Below are 25,527 nucleotides of genomic sequence, written 5' to 3' on the forward strand. Positions count from 1 at the left end.
GCCATCCCTCCACCGCCGGGAAAGCCCGGCCGCTGTCCCGGTCACGCTAGCGGCAGACCCGGACGTGGCGGCGAAGAACCGGCCGGCACGTGCATGGGGCGGGCTCAGGAGCCGACAAACTCGTCGAGCAAAGCAAGGAGGTTGGGGGCGCGCTGCGCGGCTCACTCGTGTGCCGGCCAGGTGGTGTGCTGCTGGGTGTCAGGGTGCGGACGGTTGGGTGTGCTGGGTGAGGCGCCGTCGGATCAGGGTGTCGGTGAGGAACAGGCGCAGGACACGGCGGGCGTCGGCGCGGCGGGCGGGGTCATGGGCCAGGACCGCGACGGCGGTGGCCGGCAGGGGGCCGATCACGCTCAGCACGAGGACGGCCAGGGACAGAATGAGGAACGCCACGACGAGCGCCTTCCGGTAGCTGGTCGGGTGGTCGTGGTCCATTGAGATCGTTTCATCTTGAACTCGCAGGTCGCGGTACTGGTGTGAGTCCGTGATGCGGTCCTCGTGCTGGCAGGCGGAGTGATCGTCGTCGGGTGATCGTCTGTCACCGCTGGATTTCGCGGTTCGCCAGAACGAGCAGGGCTCGTAGCAGCGTGGTGGCGTGATGGGCGTTCATGCGGTTGCCGGCTGCGCATGTGGGTGACGTGCCCCGTCGGACAAGATGGCGCCCGCCCCCGAAGCCGTAGCGGGTCTTCCGCGGATCCCGATGTGCTCAAAACCCGGTGAACCAATTCACGACCGACTTCGTCTAGACGGCTGAGATTCGTAGACGCTGTTATCCGGGTGCGCTCTTACCGTCAAGCTGCAATCCTTCCATAGAGGTAGATATGCCCCTTTCCGTAATCCTGCTCTTCTTTGTCGCAGCCGTCACGCTTTCCGTATACAGGTTTGCGCGGCGCCGACTGACCACCGGCGCGGCGTCGGGAGTGGCGGTTGGCGCTCTGGGGCTCCAGCTCCTCGGTCTTTGGGTCATGGCCGAGCTCACATTCGCCAACATGGGCTGAGCTCGGCTCCGTCGGGGATCTTGGAGTTTTCCGGTGCGCCGCGGTGGCCGGTGGGAGCGGGTCGCCTTGCGGCCGGTGATGATGACCGGAGCATCGTTGGGGTCGTCGTCGAGGCCGACGAAGCCGAGGCCGGCCAGGGCGCCGAGGCCGGCCTCGCGCAGATGCCTGGTGATGTGGTCGTTGCGAGCAGCGGCGATCTCGCCGGCCCGGCCGGGGCGGGCGGAGGAGATCCAGATCAGGTTGCCCTTCTCATCGGTCAGCGCGAGGAAGAGCAGGCCAGGGGCCTTGTGTTTCCCGCTGTAGTTCCTGCGGTTGTCCGCCCCGGTGCGGCGGCGGGTGCGCACGAGGGTGCCGTCCAGCAGGACCACCACGCCGCCCCGCCGGGCGATCTTCTTCAGGGCGCGGTCCGGACGCGGGGCACGGGCAGCAAGCAGCCCGAGGACTTCCAGGATCCAGCGGCGCACGGTGGAGGCGGAGACGGCGTTGCCGCCGGCCATGTCGACAAGCCGCTGGTCGTGACGGAGCACGGCGAGCACGACGATCGCCTGGGTCCCCGGGGTGACCCTGCGCCAGCGGGTGCCGAGCTGCTTGCGCCGCCCGCGTATCAGGCTGGCGACGAGTTCGATGGTCCGCTTCGACACGGGGAGCCGAACCTGGTAGACAGCATCGCGAGTGCCCTCGGCGGGGCGGTGAGTCTTCACACGCGAACCAACTCCCGCCGGGGACCCTCACATTACGGCGAGAACCGGCCGGTCGGCGCGGCAGATAGCGCCCTGATCCGGTCCGCTTCAGCCAGCCCCGGTCGGCGCGTTTGCGCAGCTGGCCGCGGACCGGCTCGACCTTGCCCGGTGTGAGTTCCCGGCCCAGTGCCATCGCGACGTCCTTGGCCATCACCGGACCGTCCGCCCCGGCCACGATCTCCATGATCCGCTGGTACTCCGAGGTCAGGGCCTCCAGCCCCATCCCCTCGACACGGTCCGGCACCAATCGCATCCCGCCCGCACCCGGACCAGCCGCGACGCGCTCCAAATCCACGATGCCCGACGGCCGCCGTCCCCCGTCGGTCGCCTCGGCCCGCTGACCGAACACCACCTCGGCAGCCTCCAGCCGGCCCAGCCCGGCGTCAATCTCCGCCAGCTCTTTGCGCAGCAGCTCGGCACGCTCAGTCAGTCGCATCCGCTGCCCGATCGTCCACGTCAGCACGTCCACCATGCGCCTCCCTCCCACTGCGGAACCTACGAGACGCCCCCCGGCGGACCACCCCAGAACCCGCGAACCGGCCCGCGGCAGACGATCACCTGCTAATGATCACGCCCGAGACCAGCACGAGCGCGTCAATCCCCACCCCCACCAGCGGCCCGACCTGCGAGTTCAAGATGAAACGATCTCACTGGACATCCGGCTGCTGCGGCCGGCCCGCAAGAGCGAGCCGGAACGGCCCGGCGCCCCGCGGTTCAAACCACTGCGGCAGGTCATCGAGTCGGTCAACGAGACCTTCAAGGGCCAACTCAACCTCGAACAGCACCGAGGCCGCACACCAGGCGGCGTGATCGCCCGCGTCATGCAGCGCATCCTCGCGCTGACCGCCGCGATCCGGCACAACGACCACACCGGACAGCCCGTCCTACGCTCACCGACCGCCTACGACCACTGACTTGGAATCGATCATCTAAAGGCTGTCCCGCAACTCTGGAGACGGCTTGCCGATGTCCGGTTCAACCCGCTTGGCCGGAATCCCGTTGAGGCCGCGAGTCGGGGTGAAACCGGACAAGTCGATCCGGCTGTGGTGACCTACCAGTCTTTGCCCCAAGTTGCGGGACAGTCTTTAGGCGCGCGAGCTGGTACTCCGACGGAATACAGCTCCAACAGCCGAGGCGAATGCCGGACTGCACAAGAGCTTTCAGCAGCGCACCGAAGTTTCCGCTGGGACCTGATCCAGCAACCACCCAACGGCATCAGTACGTCCTTGAGGCGTGACTACTGCTGCGCCCCCACCACCCTCCAGCACGCCGCCGGACTGGCCGCACTGCGGCCAAGGCGCAGACCCTGCCGCTGACCCCGTCGGCTGCCGCGGCGTCCATGTCCCTGGCCACACCGCGTGCCTGGCCCACCTGGCCGACACCGACCGTGACGCCTACCTGAACGGTCTGACCCCCGGCACCGACATCGACCACCGCAGCACCCCCTTCACCGAAGACCTGCTGCACCGGTTACTCACCGCCCTGCACGACCCCACCACCGGTGAGCCCCACATCGGCACCGCCAGGTTCGACGGGGCGACCTTCACCGGCACCGCCAGGTTCGCCGGGGCGACCTTCACCGGCACCGCCAGGTTCGACGGGGCGGCCTTCACCGGCGACGCCAGGTTCGATGGGGCGCGGTTCGAGGCGGCATCACGTTTGGGGCCGCTGGTGTGTGGTGCGAAGGTGGTGTTGGACGGTGCCGTGTTCGATCAGCCGGTGACAGTGGAGATGGCCGCTCGCGAGGTGAGCTGTGCGCGCACCCGGTGGGTCTCGACCGCCACGTTGCACCTGCGCTACGCCGAGGTGGACCTGAGGGACGCAGTCTTGGAGTACCCGGTGGTGGTCGCCGCCCGCCCGGACGCTTTCCCCTCCCCCTGCTCCAGCGACCTGTTGTCAGAGGCGGAGCTGTCCGGCCGGGAGCCCGGTGTGCGTCTGACGTCGGTGGGTGGGGTCGATGCCGCGCACCTCGCGCTGCACACCATCGACCTGAGCGTGTGCCGGTTCGCCGGCGCCGTCCACCTCGACCAGCTCCGCGTGGACGGCTGGTGCACCTTCGCCACCACCCCCACCGGCCGGGGCCGGCGCTTCCCTTGGCGGTGGAGCCGGCGCAACACCCTGGCCGAGGAGCACCACTGGCGGGTGCGTACCGCCCACCGCCCCGCCCTGCCACATGGTTGGATCCCCCCGCCACCGGACGCTCCCGAACTGCGACCGGCCGCAGTGGCCGCGTTGTACCGGCAGATACGCAAGTCGCTGGAGGACGGCAAGAACGAACCGGACGCCGCCGACTTCTACTACGGCGAGTGCGAGATGCGCCGCCACGACGCCACCCGGCCCTGGGGCGAGCGGGCGCTGCTGACCGCCTACTGGGCCCTGTCCGGGTACGGGCTGCGCGCCTCCCGGGCCCTGGCGTGGCTGGGAGCGGCGATGACCACCACGATCGCGGTGATGGTGCTGTGGGGCCTGCCCGTCGATGATCCGAAACCAACCATCACCGGCCGCCAGGCCGCCGTCGGGCAGCAGGTCACCCTCACCACCGGCACTCCCGACCCGGTCAACCCCGCCGGCCCGCTACTCGACCGGGTGACGAGCGAACGGTCCGAGAAGGCGCTGCGGGTGGTGGTCAACTCGGTGGTCTTCCGCTCCTCCGGACAAGACCTCACCACCACCGGCACCTACACCGAGATGACCTCCCGCCTCGCCGAACCCGTCCTCCTCGGCCTGGCTGTCCTCGCCGTCCGCAGCCGCATCAAACGCTGACCATCGACCACACATGGCAAATACTGCGACCACCGACCACTGTGACCACCTTGACCAGGTCGCGCTCGGAGGCCGGGCCCTACCTGACGACGCATCTGGCCCACCACGCCAGCCAACCCCGGTTACGGCGCCTACCCAGCATGGATACACGCGTACGGACACAACCTGCGCGCCGCCTTCAGCCGCAGTAAGTAGACAGACGATGATCCTCGTGACCGGCACGACCGGGAACATGGGAAGTGCTCTGCTGAGGGAGTTGCAGGTGGCTGGTGCCGCACCATAGGTCTTCCGCAGTTGCGGGGTCAGGGCCTGCCACTGCTGACCGGTGCCGGTGACGCGTTCGTCATCGCGGACGCCGCCCGAGCGATGCCCCACACCCTGCGGGCGATCGATCCCGGCGATGAGACGGTCGCCGAGCTCGCGATGATCGCGGGCTTCGACGACCTGGCGGGCGGGTCCACCCGGATCGCCAACCGGCTCCGCGGCCTGCTCACTCAGATCCATCCGTCACTGGAACGGGTCCTGAGCCCACGGATCCGGCACAGTGGCCGCGGTCGGCGACACGCATGTCCGGGCGGCGTCGGGGCGCCGTGTCAGCGCGGACACGCCGGCAGACGAGGGCCTGCCGGGCAACCCGCACGCACACAACCCACGTGAACCTCTGACCACTTCTCGTCGTAGAACGATTGAGTTCATCAGCGGACGAACGAGAGAGATTCATGAAGGTGCCCATGAAGAGGATGCTGGCAACCCTGGCGGGTGCGGCGAGCCTGGCCTCGCTGATCGTCGCCATGCCCACGACGGCCCATGCAGCCCCCTCGGTGTTCAAGTTCTACAACGCGAACAGCGGCAGGTGTCTGGGCCTCGATTTCGACGACCCCAGTCTCAACACGGTGAACACCGGCTATGAGTGCTTCCTGAAGACCACTCACTGGACCGTTGACTACGGGGTAAAGGGCGGCGGGCTCACGATGCTCCGGAACCGGGGGACCGGAGAGTGCCTCGACCGCAGCTCGACCGGGGGCCGAGAGGTGTACATGTCCCCGTGTTCGTCCAGCGACCCCGGGCAGTGGTGGGGTTCGACGGGCCCGTTCCACATGACGTCCGACTGGGGCAGGTACCTCACCGGCTGGGCGGACGGGACGGTGAGCATCGCGCCCCGGGACGCAGTCGGCGACATGAGCAAGGCCACTTGGACTGCGGAACTCCAGCCCGTATGATCCGACCGCCTCAGCCGACGGGGCCGCCCTCGTCCCGTAGGGCTGGAACCATCGGTCGCGAGCGGTGACGTGAGGGGCCTCTCGTCGCTGGTGCGATGGTCCCCCCCTCACACCGGTGGACGCGGATAAGTCATGAGTCGTGCTCCACGGACGTGTGGAGCACGACGAGCACGGAAGGGCGAGAGGCCACCCTGGCGCCCGGCCCGAAGAGGTGAGCGCGGAGCTCGTCCCGGTCGAAGCCGGGCCGCCCCAGGTCGGTCTTGCCCGTCCGTCCGGCCCCTCCTTCCCGAATCAGACGTCACGCAGGGCACCAACGGGGGTCCGGTACTGCTGTGAACCGTGCGGGCGTGTGCGACGTAGTAGCGCAGGAGTCGCTCAGCCATCGCGCCGACGGGCACTCGCCCTCGGGGACACTTGCCGGAATGCGCAGATCCTGTGGGCGGTGAGCGGCCCATGTTCCCCCGTCGAACAACCAGGAAGGTCTTCGGTGAAGAGATCCAGGATTCTCGCCTTCGCACTCGGAACGGCAGCGGTCGCACTGGCCACCGTGGCACCGGCGGAAGCCGCACCCCAAGGGGCCTATCAGTACAAGTCCTGGCGACAGGGCACCTGTATAGCCGCCGATACCCCCAACCGGCTCTACCAGGGGAGCTGCGACTGGCGTGCCAAATGGGTTCAGGACACCGCGGATCTGAGTTTCCGCAATACGTACCTCAACGCCTGCCTGGACACCAATGGCAGCGACCTCTACCTGTCCACCTGCAACTCCACGGACCCGGGGCAGAAGTGGTATGTCGACCAGTTCACCACTGGGTGGCAGATCCGCAGTAAGCTCAACCTTCACAGGGTGACCGCCTGGAACAGCGGTGAACTGTCCCTCTCACAGCCTCTGAGCACCGACAAGGCCTGGTTCGAGAGACTGCCCGGGTAACGAGCTCAAGCAGGGCCGGGGTAATGCACCAACGGGCGTGCGGCGATGAGTCGTCCTGTCCAACGCCTTGATGCGGTGCTGTTCGCATGCCCGTGACGGGCCGGCGGCTGTCCGACCCGCTCACGTCCGTCGGCGTCGGCCGCAGCTCGGGCGAGCGGGTGTTGCGCCGACTCACCGGGATCAGCGCCCCAGCCTTCCTGCCCACCCTCCGGGGAATCTTCTCCGCAACGGTGTGAAGGAAAGACGATGAGGGCGGTGCCTGGCCCACCGCTCTGCGGCTGTCTCCCGGGGCTGGAGCGGCAGACAGCCGCAGAGCGGTTTTCGTCACGGAAGCCTTCAGACGAACTTCTCGGACCTGAAGAAACGGCAGCGGGAGCGCGGCCGCCCGCACCTGTGGTCCGTGAGCAGCGACTGAGGTTCGGGCGATGCCCGGTGTGAAGCGCGGACGCACCTCGTTCGTCCGGCGGTTCGGTCCCGGTGGTCCACCAACTCGTCCGATGACCGGTCCGTTCGATCCCATGGCATATCACCGCGGCCGCCGTAGGCCGGCTGCCCCGAGATCGGTCACGTACCCGGCCGCCGTTCGCTCACCGATCGGCGGCGCGGCGGCGCCCGGGGGCACGACGCGCCACAGCCGTGGGCTGTGGGCCCTGCGGCCAGGGTGTGGCCGGCAACCCTCGCTCATCCGGGTGCCGGCGTCGCGGTGGCGGGCACCGGCCCTTCCCGGGCCATCGAAGCGCTGATGGCGGGTCACCAGGTCTGCGACCCGCGCGACATCCTGTCCCGGACCAAGCTGCGCTTCCTGGCCACCGGCCCCGGCGTCATCGGCGCGGCGAAACTGGACGTGCTGACCGACGGCACGGTGATCACCGGTGTGGGGCACACGCCGTGGGAGGCGGATGCCAAGGCTCTCGCTCCCCGTACGGTGTCCGTCGAGAGGTCCGGTTCCTGCGGCCAGGAACGGGTGGTGCACCGTCTAGCCGACGGCAGGGAGATCATCGTCCTCGCCGGAACCAAGATGATCAACCTGACGGCGGCCAAGGACAACCCCGTCCAGGCCATGGACCTCACCCTCCCGGCACACAGTCTCGCGGCGCTCACCGACCGGGCCGGGCACGACCTGACATCGGGCGCCCAGCCCATCCCGGCCGTCATCGACCGGCGGGTGGCGTCCGGCCTGGTCGAGTTGCTGAGCGTGGAGCCCGACCGGGGCGGGCGTACGGGGACGCCCGAACCGCTGAGCCGAGGCCACGGAGGTGGTGGGGCACCGGCGTCGGTCTCCCACCACCTCCACGTCCTGCTCGGGGAGCCGGGTCAGTCGGAGGGGGCCATGAACTGGCGGGGGGACAGCGAGCGGGCGACGATCCGGGTGTCGCCCATCCAGCCGTAGAAGCCCTGCCCGAACTTCTCGTCGAACTGGGTGGCGCCGAGGACGAACGGCTTGCCCAGGGTGGCGATGCCCGTCGAACGCTGGGCGGGGTTGCGGGCGATCTTCGAACCGTCGACATAGACCACCGTGCGGCGGCCGTCGTTGACGACGGCGACGTGGGTCCACCGGCCCACCGGGAGGGCATGGCTCCAGGAAGTGGGGTCGGCGTCCTGCCGCTCCGGGTACACGACGAACTGCAGGAATCGCTCGGGGGAGAGGTTCAGGCTGCACGTGGGTTCCAGCGGGGACCAGCCGGTGGTCTTGCCGATGTCGCCGTTGCGGCCCTGCCAGCTCAGGATGCCCATCCAGGCGTGGTTGCCCTCGAACGGGTCGGGCAGCCGGATGAATGTCTCGATGGTGTAGCCGTGCAGGAACTTTTCGCTGTTGAGCGGTGCGTGTGGGCCAGTGGTGAGGATGGCACCGCGGTCGGGTTTCTGACCGCCGTCGAAGCGCAGGCTCGCGTGGGCGGGCTGGCCGGGGTGGTGGTCGGTGGAGAAGATGAGCGCCTGCGGACCGCTGGAGTGCAGCCGGCCGACGGTGAGGTCGTTGCCGTTGCCGGACAGATCGCGCACCACCGTGCCGTCCGGCACGGGGGCGTCCGCCGCGGGCATCGAGGCGCCGGAGGCGTCGAACCGCCAGTAGGCGACCGTGCCGCGCGGCATGACGGCCGAAGCCGGGCGCGGCTTGGGCGGGAGGACCGGGGCGAAGCCCTGGAAGCGCTGGTCGAAGTCGATGCCCATGCTGAATCGGTCGACGTCACCGGTCAGTTCGACCGTTTCCGCCGCCAGTGGCGACCGGTCGCCGGCGTCCCGGGCCAGGAACCAGGGGGAGAAGGTCTCGACGTCAACGACGTTCCGGACCAGGTCGAAGTGGTAGAGGCGGATCATGCCCGCGCCGCCGTAATAGCGATCCTGGTAGTTGGTGATGTGCAGGTGGACATCGTTGTCGGCATCGTTCTTGAGGACCGTGCGGCCCGGCGGCCAGTAGTGCCCGCCGAGTGCCAGGAAGATCTGGTCGTTGCGTCGGACGAAGGAGTCCCACAGGCGTCTGCCGTTGTCCGACAGTTGGGCGACGCCGTCCTCGTCGGCCCACACCAGGTCGTGGGTGGTGAGCACGACAGGAAGGGCGGGGTGGGCGTCGAGCACGCCTTGCGCCCAGCGCAGGCCGGTCGCGGACGTACGCCAGTCCAGGGCGAGGATGAGCCACGTGCGGCCCGCCGCGTGCAGGAGGTGGTAGCTGTTGTAGCCGTCGGGGGAGGAGCCGCCGAAGGTGGGAGCGGAGGCGAAGCGCTGCGGGCCGAACGCGTCCAGGTAGGGACTGTCGCCGCGCTGGTCGTCGCCCGAGGCTATGTCGTGGTTGCCGGCCAGGACGCTGTAGGGGATGCGGCCGTCGATCAGCTCGAACGTGTCGGCGGCGAGGTCGATCTCGTCGCGGGTGCCGTGCTCGGTGATGTCGCCGAGGTGCGTCATGAAGGCGACGTTGGCCTCTGCGCGCTGGTTCACCAGGTAGCGGAACGTCGCCCGCAGCGGCTCCGGGTCGGCGCTGTCGGCGTCGAACAGGTACTGCGTGTCCGGCAGCACCGCGAGGGCGAAGCGCGGTGAGTCACGGTCGAATCGGCCGGACCGGGAGGCGGTCGCCGCGTGCCCGGGTGTCACACCTGAGCCGAGGACGATCGAACCTGCGGCAGGCAGGGTTACGGCTGCCTGGAGGAAGCGACGTCTGCCAGGTTGCCCGGACTCGTCGGGGGAGGGGGGCTGGCAGGGCTGCGAGGGCGTCATGCCGTTTGCTCCTGAGTCGCTGGTGATCGAGTGACCGGAGTCAAACTGTGGTGAAAGCCCATGACGGTGCCTGTACGGGAAGCTGAACACAGCGGGAAAGCCGCCTGGCGGCCCCTTCGGTGAGAGGCACCGCCTGGCCACTAGCTTGGCGTTTGACCTTGCTGGGCTTGGTGTTCCTTGACCGATTCGGCGCGCTTGCCGGGCGGGCTGCTGTTGCGCAGACGTTGCGAAACTCCCGGCGGACCTGGGCAGGGGTGAGGCGGTGGGGTCCTGCGGGCCGTTCCCAGGGACGACGGAGGTCCTCGGCGAGGGGCCGGGCGAGGCGGAGCTGGATGTGGGCGGCGATGATCAGCCAGGTCTACAGGTCGGCGGTGTCCGCGTGGCGGACCTTCGGGCCAGTCCAGCTCAGGGTCTGTTTCATCAACCGGAAGGTGTGCTCCAGGCCGAAGCGGCGGAGGAAGGACTGCCACCAGCGGTCCACGTCCGCCGGTGCGGCGGCGGTGGCCGAGCACCACAGCCAGACCGGTTCCGGGTCGCGGTCACCGGGCAGGCGCTCGACCTTCAGGTGGATCAACGTGCCGTGCAGAATGGAGAGTTCTTCCTTGGCGTGGTTCAGCCAGGGGCCGCGGTGAGTGAGCCGGGGGTGCATCCGGTCCCAGGCCGTCGCGGTGGCCGTGCCGTAGCGGGTGGTGTCCGTGACGGTCGTGACATCCGGCTCGTGCCAGCTGTCGGGCTTCTTGAACGTGAGGACGCCGCCATGCCGGCGGGGACGCCCGCCCCGGGGACCCGACCGGGCAGGGCCAAGGTCACGGAGCATGACCCGGTCCGAGCGCAGGCGCCCGACCAGCACGACGGGCAGGTCGGCGAGGACGTGGGTCAGATAGGCGACGTCGTAGCCGGAGTCCATCACAGTCAGGATGCCGGATCGCCCGGCCTCCACTGGCCCGCACTCGTCAACCGTCTCACGGCATCGTGGAGTTGGTCGGCAGTGACGGTCGTCGCGTCGTCGGCCGGGCCCAGGCGGACCGCGTCCAGGAGAGCGACCCAGGAGGTGTGGCCGGACTCCAGGGCCGCGACGAAGGAATAGGGCCAGCCGGGCACCAACTGGTCCGAGCTGCGGTCGCCGTGTCCGTAGACATGACAGAAGAGCCGGTCGCCGCTGGTGGGAGCGTCGGGTCGCAGCCGGTGCGACACGTCCACGGCGAGCACGATCCGCCCGTCGGCCGCCTTCGGCAGCGGCAGGCCCGCCGGCGTGCGGCGCAACCGTGTCGGCTCCAGCCATCCACGGTCCAGGGCCGCGTACAGCGCACCGTGCCCGCGCCGGTGCTCGACCGCCAAGGAGAGCTCGACCAGGGTCTTCACCGGCCCGTCCGCGCACAGCACCGCGTCGGTGAGCTCGAAAGGCGCGTTCGCCCGCTTGTAGAGACACTCGTAGAACTCGACCCGAAAGCGGGACAACAGATCCAACGCCTCGATTCCAGACACACCGACAGGCAGACTCATGGGCAGCGGCCGTTCTCGCGTGCTTTGTGACTCGACATCTCGAGGCGTGGGGAACGGCCGTCTCCGCTGTCCCGTGGAGAACCGCAGGTCAGCAGGACGAGTGACCCGCGAGGTTGAACGCCAGGCTCAGACGCCGTAGTGCACGAACGACACCCAGGCGCTCGGGTGGTCGGGGCGGCGATCCCGTTCGCGGAGCAGGGCCCGGTGCAGGGCGTGTGCGCTGTCGAAGGCGTTGAGGTCAACGGTCCTGGGCGACCAGGGCCGTTTCAGCGCCGTCGACTGGCGTCCGGCGAACGGAAGGAGGCGGCGCAGGAACCGGCGCCACTTCGACGACGCGGCGCCGGTGTGCTCGCTGCTCAGTGGCTCTTCGGGGTGCGGGATCAGCGCGGCGTAGACGTCTCGTGCGATACGAGCGGTGGGTCCGTCGGGCACCGGCCATAGCGTTCCGATGACGGCCTGGTACTCGGCGTACATCAGGGCGGCGGCCAGGCTGACCCACTCGTCGCGGACGAGGCTGCCCCCCGCCGCCGTGGTGCAGGCCGCGAGCAGTGCGAACTCCGTGGAACGGTTCGGCAGTTCGGCGAGCTCCGCCACGGTCAGATCGCGGTCGTGCAGCGAGAGACGGCTCGTGAGAGGCTCGTCGAAGTTTTGTACGGCGTGACAGTCAAAGTGCGCCCAGGCGTGCCGGGGCAGCTCCTCGTGAACCTTGGCCCATGTTGCCTCGGAGCCCACCAGGCTGGTGCGTTGCCTGCGGGGCAACAGCGTAGCGAGCCTGGTCAACGTCCTTTTGGTCGCCGGGAGTTCACTGGTGGCGGGCGCGACGAGCAGATGACGCCGGGTGAGGCGCCGGTCGAGGTCCGACGCGCGCCGCACCGTTCGAGCCCGCGTCAGTGCACTCACCGTAGGAGTGTAGGAGGACGTCACATGGTCGAGGACCGAGCGGCCGTTGGCGGCCAAAGCCGCGTGCAGGGGCAGGGTCGTCAGCGGCCCGGTGGGGATCCACCACACGTGCGGCTGTGCCGTGGCCCCCCGGAACTCAGGAATCCGTGCCACAGCGGCCAGCACGGGCGAGGCCACCGTGCGCCACAGCCAGTGCAGCACGTCCCGGACGATGTCCTCCCTCCTGTCACCGTCGCTTGTCATGGCGGCCAGATACCGCTGCGCCTGCTGCTCGGCGTCGACAGCGGTCAGATTCGGCAGGGGGATGAGGGCGGGGCGCTCGCCGGTCCGGGTGACGATCAGGGCGTCGCAGCGCCACGGACTCACGTTGAGGTAGATGACAGGTCCGTGGGACGCAGCCGGCCGGATGTCGCGCTGGTAGTCCGGGAGTTGGAAGCTGATGTACGGAAGCCCACGCTGGGCCGTACGGCTCAGCGAATCCCATTCCCGGACGGCGTCGGACAGTTCGGACAGGCCCGGCACGCCGGTCCGCCAAGGGGATCCCCATCGGTCGAAGTCCAACCGCGGATCTCCCTTGTCCGGTGACGCGTCCGGCCCGGGCGTGAGGCGGGTGAGCGCGGCGTGGGCGCGGTCCATCCGTTCCACAAGATCCGACGGCAGCGACGGCGCCTGGCCATCGGTTGCCCCGCCCGAACCGCTCCTTCCCGCCTTCGTGTGCGTCTTTGCGCGGGAGGTCTTGTCGGTCTTCTCGTGCAGCCGGGGCCCCTGCGCGACGAGTTGCCTCAGCAGCTCCTCGCGAGGCGTGCGGTTCGCGAGATCCTGCTGCCACACCACGGCGCGGCCCTGTTCCAGCACGCGCACCGCGAGGGTTATATCACCCGCTGCCACGGCACTCGACGCCGCTTCGGACGCTAACCCGCGGTAGTCCGCGAGGAATTCGAGTACCTGATCGCGGCCGCCCCAGACGACCAGCGGGAGGAGCTTGACGGCATAGGTCAGATCCGGGCAGCCCTGTGCCAGGCCCTGCTCGGCCACTGCCGTGTGGCCGTTCTCGTGCGCGGCGGCCAGCCGTTCGATCGCGGTGAGCCCGGGTGTCCGGCTCTTCTCCCGGCGCAGCGACTCCAGGGATGGAAGCCGGGCGCGCCGGTCGTCGGTCAGCGGGGCGTCGGCCAGCGACAGCCGCAGCTCCAGGGCGTCGAACAGGTTGCGCAGTACCCGGGCGCGGCCCATTGTCTGCGGGGCGGCGGCGTCGAAGGCGGCGACCAGATGGTCGAGGGCCTCGTCGAGATCGCCGACGTCCCCGGTGAGCCGATGGCGGTCGAGCAGGGCGACACCGAGACCGTTAGCGTACTTGCCCCGGTGCGGGTCGTCACCGGCCGCCGCGACGACGGCGCGCCGGAAGTGGGTGATCGCCATGTCGAGCTGGCCCCGGTTTCGGCCGGCCAGCGCGGCGACCTGCGCCGCGAGGCCCAGTTTGAACGCCTCCGCGACCTGTGAGAGCCCGGCGACGATCTTGTGAGCTTCCACCTTGCGCGACTGCTGGGGCCGTTCGTTTCCCCACCCAGAACCACGCCACGAACTGCTGTAGGCCATGGCGGCAACACCACCTCTCCCGAGGATGCTCTCGACCGGGCGCACCGTGCCGCCGACGTCCCCCGGTCCGGTCCGGTCAGTGCCCCCTGTCGCGTCCGCAGGACCCGAAGGAGACGAACACTCCCAGGGCCGCGCCCACCGCGGCCCCGGCCCAGGTCGTCCCCGCCGTGGCGCCCCGGTCCCCGAACGCCGCGACACCGATCCATGCCAGGGCCGCGCCGACCGCTCCCGCGCCCAGCCGAACGAGGACCAGTGACCAGCTCCGCTCCGGCGCCACGACCCGCAGCACGACGAGCGATGCGAGCAGGGCGAGTGCGCCGAGAGCCGTGACGACGGCTGGCTTCACGGGGCCGGGCAGCGGCACCGTGTACTGCAGTGCCTGGACGGCGCCAAGGCTCATCACGATGGCGCCGATCGCGCCGGTCAGGCCGAGGTTGACCGTCTCCTGGCGACGCTGTTGGCTCCGCTGCACCAACTGGTCGGCAAGCGAGCCGACTTGCTCGCAGCGGCGCACCGCGGCCTCCAGATACGTGGCTTCGTCGTCGAGGCGCTGGACCAGCCAGTCCGCCAACGTCCGATCGTCGGCGAACGGCCCGCCGAGTGACTCGTCACCGGCGAAGAGGATGAGGTTGGCACCGGCGATTTCGACGGTTCGGGCCATCTCGCGGCTGAGTGTCGAGCGGTCGACGAGGCCGCGCTCACGGGCCTGCAGAGCCACCAGGGCATGGCTGGCTCTGATGATCTCCGGTTGTCGGCTGGGCCCTGCCGGTGCGGCGGTCCGTTCCAGCAAGGCCTTGATCGTGGCGTCCGTGGCGGCACGGAGCGTGGCGATGTCCTCGGCCGCTCGCCACACGCGCAGCTCGTAACGGAGCTTGGCGGCGTGCAGCAGATACTTCGCCAGCGGCGGCAGATTCAGGTTCCGGTCGGTCCATGCCCAGGCCGTCAGCTCGGGGTCCCGCTCGTGCCCGGCCACGGCGACCAAACGACGTTCGATCCGCGTATCGGCGGTGGGCAACAGCTCCCAGACGGCGAACCCCTGTGGGGTCACCACTCCCTCCGGTACCCGATCCGGTGCGCCAGGCGCGCATGACCGTACCGTCGCCACCAGTGCGCCGGTTGACTCAGTAGCGGGCTGGGCATCAGGGTCGACCAGCCTGGCCAGATACAGCCTGGCTTCGCCCAACGTTCCAGAGTGGGGCGCCGCTGCCCCCGGTCCAGCGGCTCGGACGACATCGGACCACTGCGCGTCCAGCTCCGCCCACCCCAAGTTCTCGGCGGCATCTGGGGCCAGCATGGCCGAGAGGCAGAGGACGTCGTGGTCTCGTCGCAGCACGGCCTGCCGCACCCCAGGACCGGTATCGCTCCTGACCGCAAGGAGCCCTCTCGTGTGCGCGGCCCAGCCTCCTCGCGGCTCCATGCCCACACCCACCCCCGGCACCGGTTCCGTCATGCCGAGTCTCGCGCCGCACTGGACCCACAGGGCCCGGACGAAGGCGAGCGCGGCCGCCCGGTGCTCGCCGCCCGTGACGACGAACACGTGCACCCCAAGGGCCTCGCCCTCAATCATGCGGACCCGGTCCGCCCACGTTCGCGGCCCCAGCCGACGGCCGCTCGTCCCGGGTCGCGTGCAAAGCGTGGATCAGCTCATTGACCCGCTCCCGGTACACCTCGGGGATCGGCAGGGAAGACGCCTCCTCCACTCCCGAGATGCGATGCGGCCCCGCCATCTCGACATCCGCGACGGCCCGCCGGAATCCCGTGACGTCCGCAGCCCGCAGCGTCCGCTCCATGGCCGCGAGCCCTCGGCCGACCCGCTCCCAGCCGGACGATCTGAGCGGCCAGTGCGCAATGTCCTCGAGAACCTCCAACGCCATCTGCCGCAGCTCCTCGTCCATGCGCGAAGAGCTTAGCGAGGTGCCGATCAGCACGCTGTACAAGTAGGAAACCTGGTCCCTCCGGTAAGGGATGCGGCCCATCCAGGGCAGGTGGGGGGTGCCCGTATCCGGGTTCCGCCTGTTGTCCGAACAATCGAACTTCCGGACTTCCCGTCAACATCTCCCGCCGCTACGCTCACCCCCTGGTCAAACTTGCAGCCGACCCGACCGCTCGGCTCACGTTGAGCAGCTGTTGTCTTTCCGAGTCTGAATGCGGCCTTGTAGCTGGTCAGGCATGGAGTCGGTGGTCCCGTGGGAGCTGTGGCCTGTCATGTCGTCGCTCTCCGGGAGGTCGCGGATGCCGTCGGTCGTTGGACTGCTGGAACAGCACGAGCTCACTGCTCGCCGACGGGTGGACGAGCTGCGGGAGGAGGCCGACCGTGTCCAGGCCGAGCTGGCCACGGCCGAGCAGGAGTGGGTGATCGCCCGCAGGCGGGTCGATACGGTGCTGGCTCCAAACGACGGCAGCACCGCCAAGGCCGAGGCAACCGCGGATCCGCGGAATGCGGACGCGCCGCCGGCTGCCCGGGATGCGGCGAAGCCGAAGACGCAGGTGCCGGTGTGGCGCCAGGGGCTTGCCTGGTCGGTGCTGTCTGCCCGAGGCGCGCGAACGCTACTTGCGCATGGCGGTGGAACAGCGCGTCGAAGCCCCTTGCGAGCACTGCAGGCGGCCATGAAGGGACAAGGAATCAACACCGTCTGCAGCGCCCTCAACGTGAAGTTCGAAATCCCCGCGCTGGCCGCCGCAGCCGGCGGAGCTGGCGTCCTCACCGGTCACCCACTGCTCGGCGGCGCGGTGGGAGCAGCCCTGACCTTCGCGAAGCTCCGCCCCACACACATCCAGCAGACCAAAGCCTTGAAGACGCAAAACCCGGCCGCGTACCTCCTGGCCGTCCAGCGCGGTCCCACACCGCCATCCCTCCTCCGCCGGATCACCCGCTTCACGTGATGCGCGGCGAGGCGGGGCGCTGCCAGGGGCACTTTCCACTCCGGAAGGGGAAAGGAAAGTTCGTCCGAGTACCGCTTGACGGATGGCGCCAGGCACTTCAGGCGGCTGTGGCACAGTGCCGGTGAACAGCCGCAGTAGGTCATCGGCCCCTGGCGGCACAGCCTCGTGAATCACCGCGTCGGCCATGCCGGTCTTGCGGCGGTTCTCCCACGGAGCAGTCACCGGCATTCCGCGAAGGCCGGGACACCCCGAGCACCGGTCGGCACGCGTTCGCCGTCCCCGCGGCCATCGGAAAACCGTACAGCCGGGAGATCCTGAAGATCGAGGAGCACATCACCCCTCTCGTCCGACAGGCGTCCGACGACGCCGGAAAGACCACAGGGAGGCCCGGCGTGAAGGGCCCCGGCTTCAGGAACGCTCCAGTGTGCGCCGAAGCGCCCCCTCACGAGGGACGACCGGTGCGCTGCCGTAGCACATCATGAGGCCGGAGCGGACGAGGCCGGGCGGGGGACGAGACCGGGGCCGGCAGGGTTGTCGGGAACGCGACGGAGGCATAGATGGTGCGGAAGTGGCTGGTGACAGGGTGTTCGTCGGGACTGGGGCGGGCGGTGGCCGCGGCGGCGGCCCGCGCGGGCGACGACGTGGCGATCACCGCGCGTGACACCGCCGCGCTGAGTGAACTGGTCTCCGCCTGGCCCGAGCGGGTCTTCCCCATCCCGCTGGAGCTGCGTGACGCCGCCCAGTGCGAGGAAGCCGTCCGCGCCGCCGCCGGTCAACTGGGCGGCATCGACGTCCTGGTGAACAACGCGGGAGCAGGCCTGTTCGGCGCGGTCGAAGAAGTCTCCGACGCCGAGGTCCGCGATCAATTGGAGACTCTCGTCGTGGGCCCCTGGCGGCTGATCCGTCTGGTGCTGCCGCTCATGCGCGCCCGGGGCCACGGGCACATCGTCAACGTCTCCTCGGTGGCGGGCCGGATGACGTTCCCTGGGCTGGGCGCGTACGTCGCAGGAAAGCACGCCCTGGAAGGCATGAGCCGGACACTGGCCGTGGAGGTGGCCTCGCAGGGCATTCGGGTCACCGTGCTGGAACCCGGCGGCTTCTCCACCCGCTACGGCACGTCTCTCGCCGAGTCGGGCCGCCGGATGCCCGAGTACACGGCGGTGACTGCCGAAACCCTCGCAGGAACACGCGGCATGGCGGACAACCCCGACATTGGACGCCCGGAGGACTTCGCCGCCCGGTTGTTCGACATCGTCCGCGCCGACGGCCCCACTCCGCTGTGCGTCCCGATCGGCGACGACGCCTACGCCTACCTCGAAGCGGTGGAACAGGCCTTACGCGAGGAACTCACCGCCGCCCGTGCCCTGACGCAGGGTGGATCACCGTCGCCCGCGACGACGCCGTGACCATTCCGCGTAGCGCCCGCAGCCGCCGGGGAACGACTTCCTCCGTTCACGCCGTCGCGAGCCCGACGCGGCCGCGCAGTTTTCGGTGAGGACCGCAGCGCCAAAGGCCGGACTATGTGACCAGACGGAACAGCGATCCGCAGAACAGAGGGGGCCGCAGTCCGCACGGTCGGTCGGGTGGGTCCCGTCGGCGCAACCTGCTGCTCGTCGTCTGTCCCTGCGCGTGCCGACAACCTCCGTCACCCTATGCGACCTGCGCGTACTCGTGGATAAGGTCGCCGAGGCGGTCACGCCGGAGGATGCGCGACGGGGCGTCGACGGCGGGTGGTTCGGACGCGCCGAGGCCGTCGGGGCACTCTTGTCCCAGTGATCGGTGAGGCCGATGCCCGTTGTGGTGATCGGCGTGCTCACCGACGATGAGCCGGCAGGTGCCGCTCCCCGGTGACCAGGAAGCGGTCGGTGGCCTCGCGCCTGCAGGATCCGACCCGGCGCTCGGCGATCGCGTTCGTCCGGGGCACGCCCGGCAGGAGGGCACGACCCGGGCACCGACGGCGGTGAAGACCGCATCGAAGCCCTCGGTGAAGTAGCCGGCGTTGTCCCGGATGAGGGATCTGACGCCTTCACCGCGTGTGTCGTCCCAGCTCATGAGGAGGTTCCGGGCGCACTGGGTGGCCCACGCGGCGGTGACGTGCCGGGTGACGCCGGCGACGCGGACCCGCCGGGCGCCGTGCTCGACGAAGAACAGGACGAACAGGCGCCGCAGGAGAACGGTGTCCACGGGGAAGACACCGACGGCGGGGATTCCGCGGGTCTGAGTCTTGAGGAACCGGGCCCAGGAGCGGTCGGCGCGCTGGGGCGCCGGGTCGGTCCCAGCCTCTTGGAGGATCTTCCACACCGTCGAGGCGGCGATTTTCCAGCCCGGGTTGAGCAGTTCGCCGTGGATCCGGCGGTACCCCCGCCCGTCGTTCTCGCAAGCAAGGCGCAGCACCAGAGCACGCAGCACCTCGGGCTTGGCCGGACGACCCGGGCCTCGGTGCGGACAGGTCCGCTTCTTCGCGACCGGTCTCGCGAGCCAGCGCAGCACGGTACGCGGGGTGACCAGCAGCTTCAGCGGTGAATGGTGACGCCTGCTCAGCAAGCGGAGCAGGGCGGCGAGCACCGCGCGGTCCCCGCGGGTGAAGGCTGGCTTGGGGCTGCCGCGCTGCAGGACGGCCAGCTGGTGCCGGAGCACCACCAGTATCCCGGCATCCTTGGCCGCGGAGGAGCGGGCCGGCAGGCGCAGCCAGCCGAGCAGGAGGCAGCCGAATCGGTGGACCAGGCGGAACGTCACGCTTCCCAAGCCTGTGCCGACGGGCTCGCGAACACCTTCGATGTGATCCCATGTAACTCTGAAGCCGCAGCTCAGCACAGGTGACGGGGTTGTCGGCACCCACAGGCGCGGTGCCGCCGAGCGGCCGTCCCGGTGGCGGAACCGCCGCGGGCAGACCCGGCGGAGTGAGGAACGCGATCGAAGCAAGCGTCAGCCAGTCAGCGTCCTTTGCGCCGACAAAGCCTCACCGTCGGCGCCGTACGGCCGATTGCCTGGTCCTGATGGTCAAATTCTGCACGGAGGACGGTACTTCCACTGCGGGAAGTACTGGCGCCATTCGGCGCGGGTGATCGCCGGGAAGGCCGTGGCGCAGATCCGGAAGGCGGCGCGTTCGGTGTCGGGATCCCAGAGCAGAACGGTCCAGTCCTGGCTGCCGGTGGCCAGGGTACGGCCGTCAGGACTGAAGGCGAGGGTGTCCACCGGTTTGGAGTGGGCCGTCAGCAGTGCCGGTTCCCGGACCTCGCCGCGGGCTGTCAGACCGTATAGCCGCACCTTCTTGTCGGAGCTCGCGGCGGCCAGCGTTCGACCGTCCGGGGTGAAGGCGACGGCCATGACGCCGTCGGTGTAGCCGGTGAGGCGGTTGCGGGAAAGCGGGTGGTGGAGGTCGGTGAGGTCCCAGACGCGGACGGTGCGGTCTTCGCTGCCGGTGGCCAGGGTGCGGCCGTCGGGGGCGAAGGTGACTGACCTCACCGCGCCGGTGTGGCCGGTGAGGACCGTCAGGCGGGAGGGGTGCCGTCGGCTGGTGACGTCCCAGAGGACGGCCGTGCGGTCCCGGTCGGCCACGGCCAGGGTGCGGCCGTCGGGGGCGAACGCCACGGAGTCCACCGCACCGGTTCCGCGCAGGGTGGACAGCGGGCGGGGGCGGCGTACGTCCGCCGTGTCCCAGAAGCGTACGGTGCCCTGTTCGCCGCCGGCGGCCAAGGTGCGGCCGTCGGGGCTGAACGCGAGCGTGTTAACGGTGCCGATCCGGGCGGGGATGGCGTCCAGTGGACGGGGACGACGGCCGTCCGCCGTCCCCAGGGCCCACAGTCGCAGAGTGCCGTCGGCGCCGGCGCTGGCCAGGGTGCGGCCGTCGGGGCTGAAGGCGACTGACTGGACGGGTCCGGTGTGACCGGTGAGCGGGGGCAGTTCGCCCGGGTGGCGCTTGTCCGCGAGGTTCCACAGGCGCACGGTGCGGTCGTAACTGGCGCTGGCGAGAAGTCGGCCATCGGGGCTGAAGGCGAGGGAGCAGAGCGAACTGGTGTGGCCGGTCAGAGCCGGGCCGGGCAGGTCCCACAGGCGGGTGCTCTGGTCCTCGCTGCCGCTGGCCAGCGTGCGGCCCCCAGGGCCGAAGGACAGGGAACCGATGCCGCCGGTGTGTCCCGAGAGCACCGCCGCTTGGCGCACGGAACCGGAACGGCTCACTTGCCACCGGCGTACGGTCGCGTCGGTGCCTGCGGTGGCCAGTTGGCTCCCGTCAGGACTGAAGGCGACGGCGTTGACCGAGTCGGTGTGCGAGGTGAGCGTCTGCATCCGGCGGGGCAGGCCCGGTCGGCCCACGTCCCACAGTCGTACGGTGAAATCGGCGCTACCGGTGGCGAGTTGACGCCCGTCGGGGGAGAAAGCCATCGCGTTCACCCGGCCGGTGTGGCCGACGTGTCCGAAGTGGCCGTCGTCTCCCGTTCGGTCGGCCTCGCCAGTACCGTCGCTCTCGCCGTTCCGATTGGCCTCACTGGTTCCGCCGGCCTCGCCCGTCTGACCGGGGACGGTCGACAGCCGACGCAGTCGCTCACCCGACAGCGCCACCTCCCACAGCCGCATCGTCCCGTCACCATGCCCTGTAGCCACTGTCTGCCCGTCCCGGTGGAACGCCACCGCCGTGACGTCGGCACCCGCGTCCAGGATGTCGAGGCCGCGTGGTCGGCGCGGATCCGACAGCTGCCACACCCGGATCCCGTCACGGGCGGTGACCGCGAGGGTGCGCCCTCCGGAGCCGACCCCGAACCCGACCCCGACCACCGGACCGGCGTCGCCCGGTAGCCGCGTCGTGAGCCGGGGCCGCCGTACGTCGCCGATGTCCCACACCGCCACTGCCCCGTTCTCACCCCCGGCAGCCAGAAGCCGTCCGTCGGGGCTGACGGCGACCGTACGTACGGTGCCGCCGATGCGCCCCAGCGTGACCGGTCCGGCCGGCCGGTGCGGATCAGTCACCCGCCGTAGTCGCACGGTCTGGTCGGCATCGCCGGTGACCAGGACGCGGCCGTCGATGCTGAACACCACCGCGGTGACGGCGCTCCGTTCGTCGGTCAGCTGGGTGGCGTACGGAGTGGCGAAGGAGCTGAGCACGCTGCCACGTGCCTCGGGGGTGGGCGACAGACGGTAGGCGGCCAGGCTCAACTGGGCGGCCAGCGCCGGATTGACCGTCCGCAGCGCCGCGGCCCGTTCGGCGACCCGCTGAGAACCGGCGACGTCGCGCTGCTGGTCCGCCGCCTGCTGCGCCCGTATGGCGAGAACAGCGGTCGTGGTGGTCAGCACGAGCAGGAGACTCAATAATCCCAGGCCCAGGCGCCGGAACCGGGTCCGGCGCCGCACCGCCGCGTGTTCCGCCGCCTGGGCGGCCAGACCGGCGTCGAGGAACTCCCGTTCTGGCACGGACATCGCCATACGGTCGAGTCCGGCGGCCAAGGCGAGGCGGGTGCCGCGGTAAAGTGCGCCGGGTTCCCGCCCCAGCGCCTCCCAGGTCTGGGCGGCATCGGTGAGGCGGCGCGCCGTCCGGGTGGCCTCACGGTCCTCGGTCAACCAGCCGTGCAGGCGGGGCCAGCACCGGATCAGAGCCTCGTGGGCCAGCTCCACCCGCTCGCGGTCCAGAGTCAGCAGTCGTGCGCCCGCCGCCAGATCCAGTACGGCACGGACCTCGCCGCCGTCACCGTCGCCCTCGCCGTGCCCGGCCAGCCCGACCAGCTCCTCCAGGCGGGCCGGGCGTCGGGTGTCCTCCGTCCCGTCCCCAAGCGCGGTCAGCCGTACGAACACCTGACGGGCCAGCTTCCGCCGTCCCGGGTCCAGCTCCTGATAGAACTCCTCGGCGGTGCGGGCGAGGGCGCCCTCCAGACCGCCCGCCGCCTCGAAAGCGTGCAGTGTCAGCGCGGTGCCCCGCCGTCGCCGCCAGGTCTGCAGCAGCGCGTGCGACAGCAGCGGCAGCACGCCTGCCTGGCCGTGCGCCTGCGCGATGAGCGTCGCCAGCAGCGCACCCTCGACGGTCAGCCCGGCCCGCTGAGCGGGCCGCATCACAGCACGGCGCAACTCGTCCAAGCTCATCGGCCCGACGGGAACCTGTGCGTCGCGCATCGCCTCCACCAGGGGCGCGTGGCGGGTGCAGTGCGCATAGAAGTCGGCGCGTATTCCCAGGGCGACGCGGCATCTGCCGTCGGCGTCCGAGGTGGCGGAGACGAGGGCCTCGATGAAGAGGTCCCGCTCGGTGGTGTCCTGGCAGAGCGTGAAGGCTTCCTCGAACTGGTCGACGACCAGGACCAGTTCCCCGTCGTTGTTGCCGTGTGCCGAACCGGACCGGGCGATGATCTGCCGCACCACGCGCCCCAGGTTCTTGGGGTCCTCCCTCAGCTCTCTGTACAGGGCACCCGGGGTGAGGCCTGCCATCGTCCCCAACCACACGGCGCACTCCTCCAACGGCCGCGCCCCCGGGGTCAGGACGACCGCCGTCGTGGCCGCAGCGGCCTTGAGGCGTGGCACCAGCCCGGCCCGCAACAGCGACGACTTGCCCGAGCCCGAGGCCCCGATCACCACCACGAACCGCTGCCGCTCCAGCCGCTCGACCAGCTCCTCCAGCAGCCGTTCCCGCCCGAAGAACCAGTCGGCGTCCTGCTCCCGGAAGGCCCGCAGCCCCGCGTACGGCGGGACCGGGCCGTCCTCGGTCTTCGGCCCGAACTCCGGATACGCGTCGCCCAGAAGCTCCGCGGCCTTCCGCCAACGCTTCCGCCACTCCTCGACGTCCCCGTCACAGGCGCGTACGTACGCCAGCGTCACCGCCAGCGTCGGCAGCCGTTGCCCGGAGGCGGCGGAGGACAGGGTCGAAATCGAATAGTGCGCGAGTTCCGCCAGTGTCCGGTACGGCGGGTTCCCCGCCTCCCGCCTCAGCCTCCTCAAGCCTGCGGCGAATTCGGCCAACGGACCGTCCTCAGTGTCCAGCGGTCGCTCTCTGCGCGGCATGGCCGTACCTCCCCGTTCCCCGTGCCGTGCCCTGCAGTCGCGGCATCGTATTTTTCAGGACTTGTTTGTTCGGTACCAGGCTCCGAACGCGAACAACCCCCAACGCGCTACATCTGGAACAGACGGCCCGGTCCATACGCGTGGCGACCGGACGCCGTCCGTCATGCACCACACACCACGGGCCGCACGGCACAGATCACAGCAGTACGCCGCTGCGGGCGCGATCCGTAAGGGGAAAAATGAACAGAATGCTTCAGAAGAAGCGTGTTCTCGGCCTGATCGGCACGGCGACCGGCCTCGCTGGTCTGCTGCTGGTCACCGCACCGACGGGCGCGTCGGCCACGCCGTCGACCTCCACCACTGGCACCGCCGGTGCGGCGGCCGGTAGCTGGCACGCCTACGCCTCGACGGGCTTCTCGGGCCCGAACGCGTGGTTCTACGGAAGCACGGGGACGTGCACTTACGTCGGCGCCGGCTGGAACGACAGCGTCCGATCCGCCCGCACCGAGAGCAGCCTCAGGGTGGAGCTGTGGGAGCACGCCAACTGCACCGGAACTTCGATCACCATCGACAGCAGCGGCTACGGCAACATCGGCCCCTGGGTCAGCGCCTACCGCGTCACCAACTAGCACTCCAGCAGGATTTTGCTGTCTGACCTGAGGGTTTCGCTGGGCGTCTGGAATGCAGCGGGACTTCGGTCGTGCAGGGGCGGTCTCACGGGGGCCGCCCCTCGATCGTGCGATGACGCCGCAGATACCGCAGATGGAGGGCGTCTGAAAAGTCTGCCAGCGGGCAAGTCCCTGGTAGCGGGGTGGTGACGGGTGTTCGGGGGTGGGGCGTGCGGGCTGCGTACCCGTCACTCGACGGATCTGTCCGATCAGGAGTGGGAGATCCTCCGTCCGCTGGTTCCGGCGGTCAAGCCTGGTGGGCGACCGGCGAAGCACGCGCGACGGGAGATCCTCAACGCGTTGGCACAGTGGCTGCGGGCCGGCTGTGCCTGGAGACTCCTGCCGCATGACTTACCGCCGGTGTACCGGTCGGACGTGTACCAGCGCACGGCGTGTCCTCTGCTCACCAGCTCACGTACGACGGGCTGGAGGGAGAGGACATGACCGGCTGCCGGAAGCGTTCCTACGAGAATGTCTGCCACGGAGACTCCTACGCGGTCCCCGGCGGCTCAGTTCACATGCCTGGCGGCGACGCTAGGACTCGGCCGCATGCCGCTCGAGGATCGCGCGCTTGATGGTCTCGCTGGTGGCGATGAACTGCTCGATGCCGCGCTCGTCGAGGTCGCGGACCGAGGTGCGCTCCAAGGTGGCCCACATGCGCTCGAGCGGCCCGCGCATCCCCTCGCCCTTCGGCGTGAGCCGGACCCGCATGGCCCGCCGGTCGTGCTCGGTGGGCTCGCGCTCCACCAGGCCGCGTTCCTGCATGCGCTTCAGGGACTTCGAGACGGTCGAGTGGTCCAGTCCGACGGACGCGAGCAGCTCTGCCTGGGTCTGCCCGTCGCGTTCCATCAGCTGCATGAGCAGGAGTTCCTGCCCGGGGTGCAGATCCAGCTCGCGCAGCAACTCAGCGGCGTAGGCGCGGTGGGCACGGGCCATCGAGAAGATCGCGAAGCTGAGCCGTCCGGTGCTTACGGGATTGGTGGGGGCCTCGCCGGCCGTGCCGTCTGCTTCACTCATGGTGCTCACTTCTCCGGTGTTGCGAGGGCCGTGCGCAGGTACGTGCGTGCCTGCTGGCTGCACGTGTCCACGGCAGGACGATCAGATCGCCCGTCGACGGTCTCCCTGCGATGACAGTGCATGATCACA

17 protein-coding genes and 4 pseudogenes are annotated in these 25,527 nt (G+C 69.8%); 11 read left to right on the plus strand and 10 right to left on the minus strand.

Annotated features, from left to right (window positions below; all coding sequences use genetic code 11):
* Positions 1–198: 198 nt before the first annotated feature.
* Together ACIQ8B_RS24160 and ACIQ8B_RS24165 are read right to left on the minus strand one after the other, a co-directional pair.
* Positions 199–432, minus strand: a complete 234-nt coding sequence (locus tag ACIQ8B_RS24160; RefSeq protein WP_403549504.1) for a hypothetical protein — start codon at positions 430–432, stop codon at positions 199–201.
* A 334-nt stretch (positions 433–766) separates the two neighbouring features.
* A complete protein-coding gene (locus ACIQ8B_RS24165) occupies positions 767–1,636 on the minus strand; it encodes a transposase family protein (protein ID WP_403549506.1) in 870 nt (289 codons plus the stop codon).
* Between the two features lie 755 nt (positions 1,637–2,391).
* Between ACIQ8B_RS24165 and ACIQ8B_RS24170 the strand changes: the two are divergent.
* The 6 genes and pseudogenes from ACIQ8B_RS24170 to ACIQ8B_RS24195 all read left to right on the plus strand — a co-directional run.
* Positions 2,392–2,649: pseudogene (locus ACIQ8B_RS24170) on the plus strand (IS982 family transposase); the annotation flags it as partial.
* A 319-nt stretch (positions 2,650–2,968) separates the two neighbouring features.
* On the plus strand, positions 2,969–4,498 hold the full coding sequence (locus ACIQ8B_RS24175) for a pentapeptide repeat-containing protein (RefSeq protein ID WP_403549508.1): 1,530 nt from the start codon (positions 2,969–2,971) through the stop codon (positions 4,496–4,498).
* Positions 4,499–4,819: 321 nt separating this feature from the next.
* Positions 4,820–5,041, plus strand: a pseudogene (locus ACIQ8B_RS24180) (transposase); the annotation flags it as partial.
* Between the two features lie 188 nt (positions 5,042–5,229).
* Positions 5,230–5,718, plus strand: a complete 489-nt coding sequence (locus ACIQ8B_RS24185) for a hypothetical protein (RefSeq protein ID WP_403549510.1) — start codon at positions 5,230–5,232, stop codon at positions 5,716–5,718.
* Positions 5,719–6,205: 487 nt separating this feature from the next.
* Positions 6,206–6,649 carry a hypothetical protein gene (locus ACIQ8B_RS24190; RefSeq protein ID WP_403549512.1) on the plus strand — a complete coding sequence of 148 codons (444 nt, stop codon included), beginning with the start codon at positions 6,206–6,208 and terminating at the stop codon, positions 6,647–6,649.
* A 703-nt stretch (positions 6,650–7,352) separates the two neighbouring features.
* Positions 7,353–8,039, plus strand: coding sequence for a hypothetical protein (locus ACIQ8B_RS24195; RefSeq protein WP_403549513.1), 687 nt, complete (start codon positions 7,353–7,355; stop codon positions 8,037–8,039).
* On the opposite strand, the gene ACIQ8B_RS24200 is transcribed toward ACIQ8B_RS24195, so the two are convergent.
* The 5 genes and pseudogenes from ACIQ8B_RS24200 to ACIQ8B_RS24220 all read right to left on the minus strand — a co-directional run bounded on the left by ACIQ8B_RS24200 (position 7,964) and on the right by ACIQ8B_RS24220 (position 15,747).
* Positions 7,964–9,856 carry a LamG-like jellyroll fold domain-containing protein gene (locus ACIQ8B_RS24200; protein ID WP_403549515.1) on the minus strand — a complete coding sequence of 631 codons (1,893 nt, stop codon included), beginning with the start codon at positions 9,854–9,856 and terminating at the stop codon, positions 7,964–7,966. The two genes, ACIQ8B_RS24195 and ACIQ8B_RS24200, sit on opposite strands and share 76 nt — an antisense overlap.
* Before the next feature lie 175 nt (positions 9,857–10,031).
* Positions 10,032–11,359: pseudogene (locus tag ACIQ8B_RS24205) on the minus strand (NF041680 family putative transposase); the annotation flags it as partial.
* Positions 11,360–11,485: 126 nt separating this feature from the next.
* The gene (locus ACIQ8B_RS24210; RefSeq protein ID WP_403549517.1) at positions 11,486–13,852 is read right to left on the minus strand and encodes a CHAT domain-containing protein; all 2,367 of its coding nucleotides are present in this window, start codon (positions 13,850–13,852) and stop codon (positions 11,486–11,488) included.
* Between the two features lie 76 nt (positions 13,853–13,928).
* Positions 13,929–15,419 carry a CATRA conflict system CASPASE/TPR repeat-associated protein gene (locus tag ACIQ8B_RS24215; RefSeq protein WP_403549519.1) on the minus strand — a complete coding sequence of 497 codons (1,491 nt, stop codon included), beginning with the start codon at positions 15,417–15,419 and terminating at the stop codon, positions 13,929–13,931.
* A complete protein-coding gene (locus ACIQ8B_RS24220; RefSeq protein WP_403549521.1) occupies positions 15,412–15,747 on the minus strand; it encodes a CATRA system-associated protein in 336 nt (111 codons plus the stop codon). Before ACIQ8B_RS24220 ends, ACIQ8B_RS24215 begins: the two co-directional genes overlap by 8 nt.
* 337 nt (positions 15,748–16,084) lie before the next feature.
* On the opposite strand from ACIQ8B_RS24220, the pseudogene ACIQ8B_RS24225 reads away from it, so the two are divergent.
* The 3 genes and pseudogenes from ACIQ8B_RS24225 to ACIQ8B_RS24235 form a co-directional block, all read left to right on the plus strand.
* Positions 16,085–16,408, plus strand: a pseudogene (locus tag ACIQ8B_RS24225) (hypothetical protein); the annotation flags it as partial.
* 30 nt (positions 16,409–16,438) lie between these two features.
* A complete protein-coding gene (locus ACIQ8B_RS24230) occupies positions 16,439–16,735 on the plus strand; it encodes a DUF6236 family protein (RefSeq protein WP_403549686.1) in 297 nt (98 codons plus the stop codon).
* Between the two features lie 557 nt (positions 16,736–17,292).
* Positions 17,293–18,141, plus strand: coding sequence for an SDR family oxidoreductase (locus tag ACIQ8B_RS24235; RefSeq protein WP_403549523.1), 849 nt, complete (start codon positions 17,293–17,295; stop codon positions 18,139–18,141).
* A gap of 244 nt (positions 18,142–18,385) precedes the next feature.
* On the opposite strand, the gene ACIQ8B_RS24240 is transcribed toward ACIQ8B_RS24235, so the two are convergent.
* Entirely contained in the window at positions 18,386–19,549 is a 1,164-nt protein-coding gene (locus ACIQ8B_RS24240; RefSeq protein ID WP_403549525.1) for an integrase, read from the minus strand.
* Positions 19,550–19,735: 186 nt separating this feature from the next.
* The gene (locus ACIQ8B_RS24245; RefSeq protein WP_403549527.1) at positions 19,736–23,713 is read right to left on the minus strand and encodes an AAA family ATPase; all 3,978 of its coding nucleotides are present in this window, start codon (positions 23,711–23,713) and stop codon (positions 19,736–19,738) included.
* Positions 23,714–23,961: 248 nt separating this feature from the next.
* Between ACIQ8B_RS24245 and ACIQ8B_RS24250 the strand changes: the two genes are divergently transcribed.
* A complete protein-coding gene (locus ACIQ8B_RS24250; protein WP_403549529.1) occupies positions 23,962–24,342 on the plus strand; it encodes a peptidase inhibitor family I36 protein in 381 nt (126 codons plus the stop codon).
* A 192-nt stretch (positions 24,343–24,534) separates the two neighbouring features.
* Positions 24,535–24,825, plus strand: coding sequence for a transposase (locus tag ACIQ8B_RS24255; protein ID WP_403549531.1), 291 nt, complete (start codon positions 24,535–24,537; stop codon positions 24,823–24,825).
* Positions 24,826–24,915: 90 nt separating this feature from the next.
* Here the strand turns inward: ACIQ8B_RS24255 and ACIQ8B_RS24260 are convergent, their stop codons facing one another.
* Complete coding sequence (locus ACIQ8B_RS24260) at positions 24,916–25,398, minus strand: MarR family winged helix-turn-helix transcriptional regulator (RefSeq protein ID WP_403549533.1); 483 nt, start codon at positions 25,396–25,398, stop codon at positions 24,916–24,918.
* Positions 25,399–25,527: the final 129 nt, after the last annotated feature.

The sequence above is a fragment of the Streptomyces sp. NPDC096105 genome, assembly GCF_044763335.1.
GTDB lineage: Bacteria > Actinomycetota > Actinomycetes > Streptomycetales > Streptomycetaceae > Streptomyces.

What these genes read in the sequence shown, in the direction of transcription:
- ACIQ8B_RS24200 (WP_403549515.1), bottom strand. Translation starts at nt 9,856, where the DNA reads ATGACGCCCTCGCAGCCCTGCCAGCCCCCCTCCCCCGACGAGTCCGGG.
- ACIQ8B_RS24250 (WP_403549529.1), top strand. Translation starts at nt 23,962, where the DNA reads ATGCTTCAGAAGAAGCGTGTTCTCGGCCTGATCGGCACGGCGACCGGC.
- ACIQ8B_RS24220 (WP_403549521.1), bottom strand. Translation starts at nt 15,747, where the DNA reads ATGGACGAGGAGCTGCGGCAGATGGCGTTGGAGGTTCTCGAGGACATT.
- ACIQ8B_RS24185 (WP_403549510.1), top strand. Translation starts at nt 5,230, where the DNA reads ATGAAGAGGATGCTGGCAACCCTGGCGGGTGCGGCGAGCCTGGCCTCG.
- ACIQ8B_RS24245 (WP_403549527.1), bottom strand. Translation starts at nt 23,713, where the DNA reads ATGCCGCGCAGAGAGCGACCGCTGGACACTGAGGACGGTCCGTTGGCC.
- ACIQ8B_RS24210 (WP_403549517.1), bottom strand. Translation starts at nt 13,852, where the DNA reads ATGGCCTACAGCAGTTCGTGGCGTGGTTCTGGGTGGGGAAACGAACGG.
- ACIQ8B_RS24235 (WP_403549523.1), top strand. Translation starts at nt 17,293, where the DNA reads ATGGTGCGGAAGTGGCTGGTGACAGGGTGTTCGTCGGGACTGGGGCGG.
- ACIQ8B_RS24260 (WP_403549533.1), bottom strand. Translation starts at nt 25,398, where the DNA reads ATGAGTGAAGCAGACGGCACGGCCGGCGAGGCCCCCACCAATCCCGTA.
- ACIQ8B_RS24215 (WP_403549519.1), bottom strand. Translation starts at nt 15,419, where the DNA reads ATGATTGAGGGCGAGGCCCTTGGGGTGCACGTGTTCGTCGTCACGGGC.
- ACIQ8B_RS24160 (WP_403549504.1), bottom strand. Translation starts at nt 432, where the DNA reads ATGGACCACGACCACCCGACCAGCTACCGGAAGGCGCTCGTCGTGGCG.